The sequence below is a fragment of the Paenibacillus barengoltzii NBRC 101215 genome (genome assembly GCF_004000745.1).
In the GTDB taxonomy this organism is placed as follows: domain Bacteria; phylum Bacillota; class Bacilli; order Paenibacillales; family Paenibacillaceae; genus Fontibacillus; species Fontibacillus barengoltzii.
Genome location: NZ_BILV01000014.1, coordinates 16,037 through 30,692 on the forward strand (window position 1 = coordinate 16,037; position 14,656 = coordinate 30,692).

Here is a 14,656-nt window from a genome sequence, read left to right on the forward strand (position 1 = left end):
TCCTGTGAAGGAGGAATGCGGCATGACCCTAGGCAAGCCGATTTACCATTTTACTCCGCCGGACAATTGGATGAACGATCCGAATGGACTGATCTATTACGAAGGGGTCATACGGGAGAGGAAGCCTGTGGGAGTGTCCCAACGCAACGCCTTCCGACTGCATGACAAAGCGGTGCTGATGTACTCGCCCAGCGACAAGGTGAAGTATCTGGCAGGGTCCATGGGGGATGCCCTGCAATTTGTGAAGTTAGTTCAACCAAAGAATTGAGAACGGTTTCAGGGTAGATTGGAGTTTGATTCTACAAAGAGGAGAAAGGGGTTGAATAGGATGAACCTATTAACCTATCTAGATGAAAGTTGGCGTATCCAACGCATCGAGCACGTGCAGATGAAGGGGGAACGCCGCCGGTTGGCGGGCTGCAATGCACGGCTGGGAGTACACGGCAAGGAAGTCCGTTTTCCCTTAGTACGCATCACGATTGGGGGCATGACCGGCTTCGGTTGGTCAAGAATTACCCGTGAACAGGCAGCCGCTCTGATAGGGACTCCGGTTCGGGAGATCTTCTCCGAGGAGCAGTGGATTCACGACCGCTTCCTCAACCTGCAATTCCCGCTCTTTGATTGGTTGGGCAAGGTCCGCAATCAACCTGTTTATGAACTATTAACAGGGGGTTTGGCGATTTCTCCGCTGAAGGTGCCCTGCTATGATACTTCCCTTTATTTTGACGATTTGCATTTAAGCTCCGAGCGCGATGCGGTACGTCTGCTGCAGGAGGAAGCGATGCAAGGCTACAATGAAGGCTTCCGCGCTTTCAAAATCAAGGTGGGACGCGGAGCCATGCATATGGATTTAGAAGAAGGAACCAAACGCGACATCGCCATCGTCAACGGGATTCGGGAGGCGGTCGGTCCCGAATGCAAGCTGATGATTGACGCCAACAATGGTTACAACTTGAACCTGACCAAGCGTGTGCTGACAGAGACGGCCTCCTCCCAGTTGTCCTGGATCGAAGAGGCGTTTCATGAGGACGATAGTCTGTATCGCAACCTGAAGGAATGGATGCGCGAACAGCAGCTGAATGTGCTCATTACGGATGGCGAAGGTCACGCGGCACAGCCCATCGTAGACTGGGCCGAGCAAGGGTTGATCGACGCGATTCAGTATGACTTATTGGATTACGGCATTGTGAAGTGGATCAAGCTCGGGGAGCGTCTGGCCCGAAGCGGGGTTCACGCGGCACCGCATTTTGCTTCCGCGCAGGCTTACCCAGCGATCCCGGGATTCATGTCCGTCGAGTGGGATGAGGCACAAATCCCGGGCATCGACGCGTCGGGTTACGCGATTCGCGACGGTGTTGTCACTCTTCCTTCGACCCCAGGGTTTGGTTTACACCTTGACGAGGCCTATTATGAAGGGAAAGTAAGGGAAAGCGGCTGGACAGTATAAGCTCACCAGACGACAAACCATCGGTCAGGGATTTCTGGCCGATGGTTATTTTATGGCTATCTCAAATCAAACCCCTTGCTCTTCACGTACTCCGTGTACCCGCCGAGCGGCAGATCCTGTTTCAGGATGGACACCAATTTGCCGGACCAGCTGGCTTTTTGCTTGTTGCTCGTGCGTGCACCGTAATATTCCCCGATCTCCCGGTCATAGCTCTCGATTTGCTCTTTGAGATCCGGATTGTACTGGTTCTCGAAAAATACCGCACTACGCGGCAGACGCGGCTTCTGCTCGGGGGACTCGTCGGGAATGCCCACTGCCAGGCCAACCAAAGGCAGGACGAACTCCGGCAGACCAAGCCATTCGTCAAGGTCAGGCAGCGCCTCGTTGATTCCGCCGATCATGACGGCTCCAAGTCCCATGGATTCGGCCGCCACATTGGCATTTTGCACGGCCAGCGCAGCGCAGAACACCGCGGTTTGGTAAAAATACGAGTAGCTCAGGTTACGGCTGATGTTCTCCTGATCGGCGGGGTCGGCGGCTAGCTTGATTCGATAGAGATCGGCGCAAAACACGAAAAAGTAGCCGCATTCCTCAATCCAAGGATTGTTGGAACGCTTTGCGATCTTGCTTCGTCGTTCAGGGTCGGTGATACCGACGATGGAGTAGGGCTGCATATGTGCAGAGGATGGAGCCATTTGTGCGGCATCCACGATCGCTCCGATTTGTTCTTTGGTGAGCGGGATATTCTGAAACTTGCGAATCGAGCGGTGTTGGCCGATGACTTGCAGAACTTCGTTCATATGATTTCCTCCCATTCATCATTTCTTATGGTTTCCATGGAAACCATATTAACAGGATGGATCGATTTCGTCAAATAGTTTCTTAGGAAACCATGTTATAATAAAAAGAAAAAAGGCAGGCTTATCATATGCCCGATCTAAATGACGATTTGCTTCACCTTAAACATCGAATTGAACAGTCCATGTACCGGATTCTGATTCGTGAAGCCGATGAAGATCAGGATCGGCTGTGGATGATGGAGCGTATTTCCGACGATAGGCTCAAGAAGCTGCTTCCTCACCTCTCGATCTCCAGCTTGCACGTGTTGGATGTGATCTTTACGCATGGCAGCATCAAAGGGGTGGATATCGCCCGCGAGATGGGAATGACGAAGGGCGCGGTCTCGAAAATTACGCGTAAGCTGCTGGATCAAGGATTGATTCAGAAAACGCAGCTTCCGGATAATCTGAAAGAAATCTACTTTTCCGTCACGCCGCTTGGCACCGAACTGGCCGAAATGCATCAGGTATTTCACCAAGCGCAAGAGCATCGAGGGCTGGAGCTGTTTAAGAGTTACGATATGGCGTCCTTAGAGATTGTTGCCGATTTCCTGGAGAAGCTGGCCGGCCTGGTGTCGGAGCCGCCGCACCCGGAGGAATGACGGGGCTTGTCCTAGCCTAAAGTCTAGTTTCAAACACCACCTAAGACGGTTATGTCACGCCAGCAGGGTCGTTATAATGAGCTTATACATTTGGTACGTGACTGAAGGAGTCAAAGGAGTGTTTAAACGTGAAGGCAGTTGAAGCGACAAATGTGGCGAAAGCGGGGAAGGTGAATTGGGCGCTGTTTAATCCCAAAACCTATGCAACGATGCTCTATTTGCTGTTAGCTCTCCCGTTAGGGATTATTTATTTCACGCTGGCGATCACCGGGCTTGCCATTTCCATTGCGTTGACTCCGGTATTTATCGGAATCCCGATGTTTTTGGGAATGGCGAAGTTGATAAACGGCATTGTGAGCTTTGAGCAAGGTCTGATTCGGCATATATTGGGGTTGCCGGTTCCGCCTGCAGCAGCTCCAAAGCAACCCTCGGCAGAAGCCGGCACGAATTGGTTCATGCGTATGGTCAAAGGGTTTGACGGGGAACTGTTCTTCCGCAACTTGATGTTGGTCGTGCTTCGTTTGGTCACCGGCATCGTATTCTTTGCGGTCATGATCGTTGCGCTTGCCCTGGGCATTGGCTTTATTGCGCTCCCTGTGGTGCACATCGTTCTGATGAATGAATATCAGCTGGATATTTTGGAAAATAACCTGTTTACCTACTTCCATCTCAACTGGACCTATAATCAACAATACCTGCTATACGTGGGCGTAGGGCTCTTCCTGTTCTGGGTAGCGCTTCGCGTCGTGAATGGGCTGATGCAGGTTCAGCGCAGAATCATGTATGTAGACGAAGCTTATTTGCAGCCGGCACCTGAGCCGTCGGCTCCAGCTCCAGCTTCACACCCATTCCATACACCGGTGATTCCGCAATTTGAGGATGATCTTCCCGAGCATCCTGCGACTGAGAAAGTGTGGCTTGCTTAAGAAGTAAGGGTGATATTAAGTCCAATTTAACGGCAGTACGATCAAGGAAGGGTCGGTTTATCCGGCTCTTCCTTTTATTTTTTCCACAAGAATTTACAGGGCTAAGGATTTCTGCTTGAGATTCCAATTTGTAATGATGCTATTTATAAGCGACTGCTATATATTGATTTTAAGATCTAGCAAATTTGAAGCAACGGATTAGACTGGCATACAAAGGGTGGCTGAAGATTGAGACAGACTGCATGGAAGAAGATCGTGAAGGGGAAGTGGCATTGGTTTGATCTTGTGTTTCTCGCCGTACGCACCTCCTGGTTAATCCTGGCGTTAAGAGATTTACGCGTCAACCCTGAGCAAATCATCGAGGCCTCCAATCCCTTGTTGACGACAGGTGCGCTTGCGCTGGTGGCTTTATGGTTAACAGCAAGTTATCTAATTCCGCTCGTGTTTTATTTTTCCAAGAAACTAAAACCTTACAGCCCGTTGATTGAACTGGTCCTGATGGGACCGCTGGTTCTGTACTTCGCTGGAGAACCCGGGGTATTCGATTTGTATAATTTGCCTGTGTTTACCGTGGGGTACTTTAGTTTTCGCAAAAAATATGCGTGGTACTACCTGCCAACCGTGATCGTGATTCCTTTACTGGCAGGCTGGATCTATGACTATCCGCTCAAGATGATTGCCAACGAAATGCTGGATAATACCGTGATGTTCATCATCGGTATTTGCTTGCGCGCGATGATCACGGGTCACACCCGGATGAAGGAAATGGTTCAGATCATTCAGGATCAGAACCAGACCTTAGAGCTGTACTCGAAGCAAATCAAACAGCTTACGATTGTCGAGGAAAGAAACCGGATTGCCAGCGAGCTGCATGATACGGTGGGGCATACGTTTACGTCGACCATCCTAGGGATGGAAGCGGTCTATTACCAAATGGACCACGCTCCGGATGTAGCCAAGGCGCAGTTGAAGGAGCTGGTGGAGTTTGCACGTACGGGCTACGAGGATGTCCGGCGGAACATTCACCAAATGGCGGTGTATGAGAACGAGAAATCACTGGTCAAGAGCTTGGCGGAGATTGCCGCGGAATTTGGCGAGCACACCCGAACACATGTGGTAGTGGAAGTGACCGGGGAAGAGCAAGAGCCGTACACCACCCCCGAGTCGATTCGGATCGCATTGATTCGTTGTCTGCAAGAGGCTCTCACCAATGCCAAGCGCCATGGGCGGGCCACCGAAATCACCGTCAGCTTGACCTTTACGCCGCAATCGATATCCATGAAAGTCGTAGATAACGGCACGGGGCAGGAGAAGATCTCGGCCGGCTTCGGATTAAATGCCATGAACCAGCGGATTACCGGCCTAAATGGCACCATGGAGATCAGCTCGAAAGCTAACCTCGGAACAAGTCTCACGTGTACCATTCCACTGAAAGCAGGTTGAAAATATGAAGTCTATTCAGGTCGTCCTTGTCGAAGATCAACTCCTGATCTTAAACAGCCTGAAGATCATCCTCAACGCGACCGAGGATATCGAAGTCGTAGGAACGGCGATGAACGGGGAAGAGGCGTTGTCCGTATTGGAGCAAGTGCAGCCGGATGTCGTATTGATGGATGTCCATATGCCGATCATGGACGGGTTAGAAGCGACGAGGCTCGCCAAAGCCAAGTGGCCCTCCTTGAAAATCATCATGCTGACGACGCTGCAAACCAGAGATTCCGTCGTAGGCGCTCTAGAAGCCGGGGCAGAAGGGTACATCTTAAAAGCGATTGATCCGCTTGATCTCGCGGCAGCCATTCGGCTCGTGAGTCGGGGGGAGACGATGATTTCCCAGGAGGTCGCCAAGCTGCTGTTCACCGGCCCGAAGGGCGGGCATCTGCAGCCGGCGAATGAGCGGGAGGCGCTGACCGAACGAGAGATGGAAATCCTGAAATGCCTCTCCAATGGGTTAACGAACAGTATGATCGCCGAGAAGCTATTTTTATCCGAAGGAACGGTAAGAAACTATATCTCCAGCATTTACAGCAAATTAAATGTACATAGCCGGATTGAGGCAATCAACAAAGCGAAAGGCTTATTTTAAGAGCTCTGGAATTGGTCCAGAGCTTTTTTTTAGATATGACATATCATGTGACACGATCATGACAACCTGCACTATGCGCCAGTGACATCTTTTCCGTACGCTTAGGATGTGATCAATAGGTTAGGAAAGGAAGTAGAACAACTTGATGCGAAAACTGCTTTTGCTTGTCATCATTTTCTTCGTGAGCGGGCTTCCTTCGGTCAGCTTGGCGCAAGAGAAGGGGATTAGCCAAACAACATTAAATATCATCCATGAGTATGTCACAGAGCAGTTTAACAATAACCGGGTGATCGGCGGGGCGTACGCCATTACTCAAGAAGGAAAGGTCATTGCGGCTAAGGGCATCGGGATTGCGGATGTAGAGACCAAGGAGCCGGTTACGCCGGAAACCGTCTATGCGACAGCTTCAGTCACGAAGGCATTCACAGCTGCGGCGATTTTGCAATTAGCAGAGCAAGGTCAAATCGACCTGGACGCGCCCGTGAACACCTACATTCCTTGGTTTACCTATAAAGATCGGGATCGCTCCGCTAAAGTGACGATTCGCCATTTGCTTACCCATTCGGCCGGAATTCAACGGTTGGAAGCGGACGGGTCTATCTTTCAAAATGAACGGGAAAATCGGAACTCCTTGGAGAAGAGCGTCCGGGCTTTGAGCACCGTCTCCATGACCGCAGATCCCGGTACCGAGGGTTCTTACTGCAATACTTGTTACAATACGCTGGGATTGGTGATTGAGAAGGTCACCCAGACCGACTATGAACAATATATGAAGGAGCATATCTTCGCACCATTAGGGATGGACCACACCGCATTTGATCCGACCAAAATGGACCATGTCGCAAGTGAGTATATGTGGTTGTTTGGACTGAAGCATAAATCTGCTCCGAACGTAGAGGTCTTTGGCCATAGTCAGAACCCGGAAGGCGGGATCTATTCGAATGTGCTCGATCTGTCCAAGTTTCTAGCCGCGATGCTGGGAGAGGGTCCGGAGTTGCTTCGTCCGGAGACCTTGCAGACCTCGCAGCAGGGAGAGATTTCTACGGGGAGCGACGGGTCTTTCTACTCCATTAGCGGCTTTGAAGAGGGAAGCCGGCATCAGACCCGGATTCTATACAAAGCGGGCGACGGTATTGGCTCGACGGCGATGGTTGTGATGATTCCCGAGATGAAGGTAGGAATATCCCTGCTCATTGGCGATTCTATTCCGGAAATAGGTCAGCCCCTGGCCTTTGGGATTGCTGATATCCTGTTAGGGAAGAAGCCCTCCGATGTTCATGTGGGGATCACCTTCTGGAGGCTGCTGGGTTCGATCTCCTTAGGGCTGGTTATTATCGGAATCGTCCTGCTGGTCTTGCTCGTGAGATCGATTTTCTTGTTACAGCATCCACAGAAGCCATTTCGAAGAGGATGGACGATTTGCCGGACCGTGCTATGTATCATCATACTCCTGCCCATCATGTACTTGCTGATCACCGTGCATCCGACGCAAATCGGTTTTTACGGGTATCCGCACGATCTAGCCGTCGGCTTATTCGCCATCATGATATCTTTGGCCCTCTGGGTGGTGTATAGCCTCATCGCATTGATCGCGATAAGGAAATAAGGAGAAATCAGACAGGGCTCCAGGCTTCGCCGGGAGCCCTTTTTTGTTGTTCACTATGTCATTTGCCTCTAGGAATGTTTGAAAATTGAAAGGGATGGTTCAAATTTTGAATGTAGTCGCTGTGTAATTTTTTCTAAAATATGGGTGCAACAAACTAAATGAACTTAAAGGAGGGAATTTATGAAAGCGCTTCTATTAGCATCTGATAGAAGTGTTAATTCAGTTATCGTTGGAATCGGTTAGCAGATAGTAAGTTCACAGCCTGGGATTCGCGAGCAAAACCAAGAGAACATGACGATCGTAGGAGGGATTCTTTCATGAAGAGAAGAATAAGGCTATTCCTGCAATCCATGATGATGTTGTTGATCAGTGTATCCTTAATGCTAACGAATGCTTCCTATTCGGGAGCAGAGGCTGCTGCAGCTGCGGGTCCAGGTCATCCTGATCCGGGAGCCAAGAACGGATTCGATCCTCAAGGCAGAATGGTCGCGAAATTCGGGTCGCCTGTGATCGATGGTAACGTGGATAAGGTATGGAGCAAGGCGCAGCCGGTGTCACCCCAACATGTGTCGGGCGAGGTGGAGGCCTCTGCTGTTTTAAGAGCGCTATGGGATGACCAGGCTCTCTATGTTCTGGCTGAAGTCAAGGACCCGCACCTATCCGTTGCCTCCGTAAACCCGTACATGCAAGATTCCTTGGAGTTGTTTCTTGATGAGAACCATGACAAGACCTCGGAATATGGTGTAGACGATGTGCATTTTCGCGTCAATTATGAGAATAACCAGTCGGTAGACAACGGGGATGTGCAGCGGTTTTATACGGCTGCGAAACGAGTGGACGGCGGATATGTAATCGAAGCCCGAATTGCTCTGAAATCCAAACCCGAAAACAACAAGGTTGTAGGCTTCGAGCTGCAAATCAACGATGCCAAAGGATCAACGAGATCGGGTACGCTTAACGTCTTTGATGCCACAGGCAATGCCTGGAATGACACGGGAAAGTTCGGGGAACTGGTTCTAAACGGCAAGGGGAAGGGCGACATTAGCGGAGTAAATCCTTATGATCTTCTCAACTTGTTCCGAAGCACACTCAAGCTTGACTTCAAGCTATATAAAAACCCCGATGTCGTTACGGAAGCTCTCACGAAGGTTGTCGCGGCTAACGTGTTAAACGATAAAAAAGTCACCCAACAACAGATAGACGAACAGATTGCCATGATCCAAGCTGCGGTGGACCAATTGGAAATGACGGAAGAAGCGGCCAATGAGAAATATTTCAAGCCGGTTCCGGATGCCTATCGGATGGCCAGCGATCAACCAGGCACCATCGAGAGACTCACATACTTGGCACCGAATGTAACGAACGGAATGGACGAGAAGAAGTTGAATGTCTATCTTCCTTATGGCTATGACCCTTCCGATCCCGCGAAGAAATATAATGTTCTATACCTGATGCACGGCGGCGGGGAAAATGAAGACCTGCTCTTTGGCGGACCAGGGCAAAGCAAGGAGCTCGCGAAAATCTTGGACAATATGATCGCAAACGGGGATATCGAGCCGTTGATTGTGGTTACGCCAACCTTCTATGGCGGGAAGAATGATACCGCCCTATTCCACGAGGAATTGACCAATATCATTCTTCCATTGGTAGAGACCAAATATCATACCTATGCCCAATCGGCTAGCCCGGAAGATTTGAAGGCTTCCCGGGAGCATCGGGCGTTCGGCGGCTTCTCTATGGGATCCGTTACAACTTGGTATACTTTTATTCATAAGCTTGACTACTTTAAGTATTACCTGCCGTTAAGCGGTGATAGTTGGGTGTTAGGCCAGGGAGCCGGGGGCAGCAAACCGAAGGAAACTGCGGAATATCTGGCCAAAGTTGTGAAAGATGCGGGCTATCAACCGCAGGATTATTATATTTTCAGTGCCACCGGCAATCTGGATATTGCTTACCCGAATTTAAAACCGCAGATTGATGCGATGAAGCAACTCACGGACACCTTTATCTACTCATCGGATACGACTAAAGGGAACTTCTATTTCATTGTAGGCGACGGCGGTACGCATGCTTGGCATTGGGTGAATCAGTACATTTATGATATTCTGCCAGATCTGTTCCACTAGCCCCCCTACATCCTCATACTTGTTCAATTCCAAGGCCATTTGTCACTGAGGTGACAGATGGCCTTAAGGTAGAATGAAATCGGCTATGTCCCATAGGAGAGACGGTCGTTATATAATGGGGGTTATAGATATTCGCATCAGAAGCAGGAGGCCGATGAAATGAGGGCACAACTCAGGGACAGCTTTAGAATGATGAGTTACGGTAAACCAAGAAAACTAGCATTTAAGATCCCGTCTGCCTATTTCTTGGTCATACTGCTGACCGTAGGCTTCAGCTACTTGGTATTGAATCAAATCGCGGCGAACTCCGCCCAGAAGAAAATTAACGAAGCATCTTTGCAAACGATTACATCGATTCGAACGAACATAGACCTGATGATCGAGAATGTGAACAACTATTCGAAGATGATTTTCTCGGACCGCAATCTGCAGAACTTGCTTCGGCAAGGGGATGTGTATGCTAACCTTCAAACCCAATCGAAGGTCAGCGCTTATTTATACAACTTAATGCAAGCGGTTCCGATTATCGACTCGGTACATATTTACGATAATGGAGGACATCGTTTTTCAGTTGCCACCCAGGAGCTGCCGACGTACATGGAGGTGAACATCAAGGACGCCCCTTGGTACGAACAGGTATTGAGCAATAACGGCAAATATATTCTGAGACTGGATCGTAGAGGCGGGGAGGGGACATCCGGCGGGAATATCGTTTCCTTCATCCGGTTGATTCGGGATCTCGATAACACAGCACCCCTTGGGGTATTGGTCATCGAGATCAAGGATGATGCGTTGGTACAAGCCTATTCGAATCTGCTCAGTGAAACTTCGTTGCAAATTGCCATTCTGGATGAGAATAATCAGACCATTGTTGCTGATTCCACGGATGAGCCCGGAAGATCGGCAATATTTGAGCTGTTGAATACTAACCTAGCATTACTAGAGGATCGATTTCAGCAAAGTGACTCAGGGAATTTAATCGTCCATTTAGGCTCCCTGAAATATACGGTAACTTATTTGTCGGGCGGGGCTTATAACTGGAAGTTCGTGAGCCTCTCGCCGCATAAGAACATGGAGTTCCGAAATCAATCTTTGGTCCTGTTGGCTTTCGGGCTGTTGCTCATTAACGGAACGATTTTCTTCGTTAGCTCCTTTATCATCTCGCGCAGCATTATTAAGCCGATTCAGAAGCTGCTGCGGGCTATGAATCGAGCGCCAAGCGGGAACTTCATGAAGGTCAGCGCTGAGCGGAACAGCTTCGAGATGGAACAGTTGTACGACGGATATAACCAGATGATTGAGCAAATTGATCAACTGTTAAAGCGCGTCATCGAAGAACAGAAGACGATACGCAGAGCAGAACTCAATGCGCTTCAGTCTCAGATCAAACCTCACTTCCTATACAACACGTTGGACTCCATTACTTCGCTGGCACTATCCGGAGACAATGAGCAGGTATGTGGGCTGATCGAGGCGTTGGGAACCTACTATCGCTTAAGTGTTAGCAAAGGTCAGGACGTCATTACCGTTTCGGAAGAAATCGAGATGGTCCGCAATTATTTGAAGATCCAGAGCGTACGGTACGACAATGTCTTCGAGGCCCAGTTCGAGGTAGATAGGGAATGTGCCATGATCCCAATTCCCAAGCTGGTGCTGCAGCCGTTGGTTGAGAACTCGCTGTATCATGGCATAAGACCTAAAGGAACCAAAGGCATCATACGAATCAGCACGAGATCTGTAGATTCTGCTGTGGTCATCACCATATCAGATGACGGCGTGGGGATGTCGAAGGAGGAAATCGAGGAAATCTTACTTACGGAAAGACAAGGTCAGATCAAGAGCTTTGGGCTTTGGGGAACCAAGGAACGATTGCGGATCTTTTATGATGATCGAGATGTTTTACATATTGATAGTGAACCTGGAGTCGGAACGACAATTACTTTAACCTTACCGATTGGAGTAGATTCGCCATGGAAAAATTAAAGGTTTTGATCGTTGATGATGAACATTTGATTCGGAATTTGATTCGTTTACGTATCGATTGGGAACAGGAGGGCTTCGAGATCACGGGGGAAGCCTCCAATGCCCAAGAAGCGCTGGAGCTGGTGGAGGAGCAGAATCCAGATATTATCTTTACCGATATTTATATGCCCAATATGGATGGGATTGAGCTTAGCCGAAGAGTACTCGAGAGGTATCCACACATCAAAATCGTGGTTGTGAGCGGTCATGACGAGTTCGAATACGCACAGCAGGGCATCAAAATTGGGATCTTCGACTTCCTATTGAAGCCCATCCGAGCCTCGGACCTGCTTCATGTTGCGGGGAATCTCAAGCAGAAAATTCATGAAGAGCGAACACGGGCCAAGGAAATCTCAAAGATGAAGGAGGAGATGGAGCGGAACTTGCCCTATCTGCGTGAAAGATTTCTATTTCAGTGGTTGAACGGCACGTTGTCTCGGGAGGAAATAGTAGAGCAGGCCGATTACTTCAAATTACCTGCATTCCGGCAGAGCAGCGGGTTTCAGGTTGCTGTTGTCGAGATCGCTCCGGTCTCCGAGAAACACACTGAGGAGCAGCTGATTATGCTGGGGCTGGTGTGCAAGCATCAGATCGAGCTGTTTTTCCAGAACGATCCGCTGGTTGAGATCTTATCCGAGACCCGTAATCAATTCATCCTCGTCTCATTTTATCCGGGGAGAGAGCTCGCGGAGACTTGTGAATCACTGATGGCTTATCTCCTCGCTTCCACTCAATGTTTGGTCAACATTGGAGTCGGCCGAAAGCGTGAGAATGTGCAAGACGCACGTCTGAGCTATCAAGAGGCCTGCCGAGCCATCCGCTACAAAGCCTTCGTCGGGAATAATCAAGTCGTATGTTATGAAGAAATGATCGGGAACCGGGAAGAGACGTACCAATCCGATCCAGAGCTTCTGCGACAGCTGCAGTTTTATGTTAGCGTCGGATCGTCCGAACGTGCAGTGCAGCTGCTAAGCCAGATTTTTGGTCTGTCATTCTCAAGCGAATCGGATTTCCGTATGGCCGCGTTGGATGTGATCCATGAATGCCAGCGTGCGATCACAGAGCAAGGGATTGAGGGGGAACAGGGGCTCGTTAAAGAAACGATGCTCGCTGTCATGACCGCTGACAACTTGCCGGAATTAGTCCAAACCTTGGAGCGCTACATTGTTGTGGTTTCGGAGGCAATTCTGTCGAAGAGGCAAGACAAGGAAGGGAACCTGATCAGTCAGGTGAAAGCGTATCTGGAACAAAATCTCGGAGATCCGGAGGTGGGGTTGGCTAGTACCGCGGCAGCCTTCTTTGTAAGTCCGGGTCATTTGGGACGGTTGATGAAGAAGGAGACGGGTCAGACCTTTGTCGAGTATTTGACGAACCTGCGTATGAAGAAAGCAGAGACGCTTCTCAAAACAACCGATTTAAAAGGTTACGAGATTGGGGCACAGGTGGGGATTACGGACCCGCATTATTTTAGCATCTTATTCAAGAAGGTCATGGGCAGATCAATGAACGAGTATAGGGTTGGAAAATGCCAATAAGGATGATCGAATTTTATAAGGGGATGCGCGTTTTGTGAATGGAGGATTCCCATCGACTTCCCTAAAATGGCTTTAGATGCATCGAATTCTATTGGGAGGTCAAAGAGATGAAAGCGTTATTAAAAAGATCCATGAGTATCGTTTTAGCGGTAGGTCTAGCAGGAAGCTTAGCAGCGTGCTCATCCAATTCCTCCGGAGAGAAATCTTCGGGCGGAAGTGGAAGCGATTCCATTAAGTTGACGCTTTGGGATCAATCCGTAGGAAATACGGATCCATCGGCAAAATTGCTGCCGGAAATTGTTGAGAAATGGAACAAAGAGCATCCCAACATCCAGGTTGAACGAACAGGTACGACAGGCGAGCAGTATAAGACGAAAATCAAAACATCGCTGGCGGCCAACGAAGCACCTGACCTCTTTTACGGTATGGGCGGCGGAAGCTTCATGCAGCCTTACATTGAATCCGGCAACGTGCTGGAAATCTCCAGTTATTTGACAGATGAAATCAAGTCCAAGATGGGGCCGGGGATGGCCGAAGCGATTGAAACCGACGGCAAAATTTATACTCTCCCCGTTTACACCCATATTGCCAATCTCTATGTGAATACTGAGCTGTTCGATAAAGCGGGAGCCAAAATTCCAACCACTTATACCGAACTGCTGGATGCGGTAGAAAAATTGAAGGCAGCAGGAATTACACCGGCGTTGATCGGCGAGAAAGACCGCTGGCCGGGCATGTATTGGTATGACATTATCGCGATGCGTCAGGCAGGATATGATGCGGTGATCGAAGCCTTCAAAGATCCATCCAAATGGGATTCGCCGGATTTCGTCGCTGCAGCTGCCAAAATGCAGGAACTCGCGAAGGTTGGGGCATTCAACAGCAGCATGTTGAGCATGAGCTATGACGAGATGCTGGGGGCATTTAATGCGGGCAGCGGTGCGATGATGTTCCAGGCGAACTGGGTAAATGCAGGCATTGAGGATCCGTCCTCGGCGACAAAAGGCAAGGTTCAAGTCGTTCCTTTCCCTGTATTTGAAGATGGTAAAGGTAAGGTGACGGAAATTTTTGGCGGAGCGGTGGATGGTTTCTACATCAGCAGCAACACGAAGCATCCTAAAGAAGCCGTTGATTTCTTGATGTATTTGAGTGAACAGCTCGGAACGCAAGGCTATCTGGCAGGAGCGGGTCTCCCAAGCTGGAAAATCGATGGACTAGACACATCGAGCCTCTCTTCGCTGGATCGTTCGGCTGCCGAGATTATGTCGACAGCGACTTCGTTTATTACCTGGTGGGATAATATTCTCCCTGCCGAATCTGCGGAAACGCATAAGAACTTGATTGCATCGCTTCTTGCTGGTGACATTACGCCGGAAGAGTTCTGTAAACAGATGGCGCAGCTCCAACCGACGGAACTCAAACTTTGATTCTAGAATAATCTCAAACCAGATGTGGTCAGGGGGATCCCTG

At 49.4% G+C, this 14,656-nt stretch carries 12 protein-coding genes; 11 read left to right on the top strand and 1 reads right to left on the bottom strand.

The window, feature by feature from the left end; translation table 11 throughout:
* Positions 1–22 precede the first annotated feature (22 nt).
* On the top strand, positions 23–268 hold the full coding sequence (locus PBA01S_RS06080; protein WP_127575558.1) for a hypothetical protein: 246 nt from the start codon (positions 23–25) through the stop codon (positions 266–268).
* Positions 269–328: 60 nt separating this feature from the next.
* Positions 329–1,447 carry an enolase C-terminal domain-like protein gene (locus tag PBA01S_RS06085; RefSeq protein WP_127575559.1) on the top strand — a complete coding sequence of 373 codons (1,119 nt, stop codon included), beginning with the start codon at positions 329–331 and terminating at the stop codon, positions 1,445–1,447.
* Positions 1,448–1,503: 56 nt separating this feature from the next.
* Here the strand turns inward: PBA01S_RS06085 and PBA01S_RS06090 are convergent, their stop codons facing one another.
* Positions 1,504–2,247, bottom strand: coding sequence for an NADPH-dependent oxidoreductase (locus PBA01S_RS06090; RefSeq protein ID WP_085278824.1), 744 nt, complete (start codon positions 2,245–2,247; stop codon positions 1,504–1,506).
* Positions 2,248–2,375: 128 nt separating this feature from the next.
* On the opposite strand from PBA01S_RS06090, the gene PBA01S_RS06095 reads away from it, so the two are divergent.
* The 9 genes from PBA01S_RS06095 to PBA01S_RS06135 all read left to right on the top strand — a co-directional run bounded on the left by PBA01S_RS06095 (position 2,376) and on the right by PBA01S_RS06135 (position 14,613).
* A complete protein-coding gene (locus PBA01S_RS06095) occupies positions 2,376–2,888 on the top strand; it encodes a MarR family transcriptional regulator (RefSeq protein WP_085278823.1) in 513 nt (170 codons plus the stop codon).
* 128 nt (positions 2,889–3,016) lie between these two features.
* Entirely contained in the window at positions 3,017–3,814 is a 798-nt protein-coding gene (locus PBA01S_RS06100; RefSeq protein ID WP_127575560.1) for a sensor domain-containing protein, read from the top strand.
* A gap of 228 nt (positions 3,815–4,042) precedes the next feature.
* Positions 4,043–5,257, top strand: a complete 1,215-nt coding sequence (locus tag PBA01S_RS06105; protein WP_085278821.1) for a sensor histidine kinase — start codon at positions 4,043–4,045, stop codon at positions 5,255–5,257.
* Positions 5,258–5,261: 4 nt separating this feature from the next.
* Positions 5,262–5,897, top strand: a complete 636-nt coding sequence (locus tag PBA01S_RS06110; protein ID WP_016313912.1) for a response regulator — start codon at positions 5,262–5,264, stop codon at positions 5,895–5,897.
* A gap of 145 nt (positions 5,898–6,042) precedes the next feature.
* Complete coding sequence (locus PBA01S_RS06115) at positions 6,043–7,503, top strand: serine hydrolase (protein WP_127575561.1); 1,461 nt, start codon at positions 6,043–6,045, stop codon at positions 7,501–7,503.
* Positions 7,504–7,820: 317 nt separating this feature from the next.
* A complete protein-coding gene (locus PBA01S_RS06120) occupies positions 7,821–9,629 on the top strand; it encodes a sugar-binding protein (RefSeq protein ID WP_085278819.1) in 1,809 nt (602 codons plus the stop codon).
* A gap of 159 nt (positions 9,630–9,788) precedes the next feature.
* On the top strand, positions 9,789–11,612 hold the full coding sequence (locus tag PBA01S_RS06125) for a cache domain-containing sensor histidine kinase (protein WP_016313909.1): 1,824 nt from the start codon (positions 9,789–9,791) through the stop codon (positions 11,610–11,612).
* Complete coding sequence (locus PBA01S_RS06130) at positions 11,600–13,186, top strand: response regulator (protein WP_127575562.1); 1,587 nt, start codon at positions 11,600–11,602, stop codon at positions 13,184–13,186. The genes PBA01S_RS06125 and PBA01S_RS06130 overlap by 13 nt, the downstream gene beginning before the upstream one ends.
* A gap of 107 nt (positions 13,187–13,293) precedes the next feature.
* On the top strand, positions 13,294–14,613 hold the full coding sequence (locus PBA01S_RS06135) for an extracellular solute-binding protein (protein ID WP_009224914.1): 1,320 nt from the start codon (positions 13,294–13,296) through the stop codon (positions 14,611–14,613).
* Positions 14,614–14,656 lie beyond the last annotated feature (43 nt).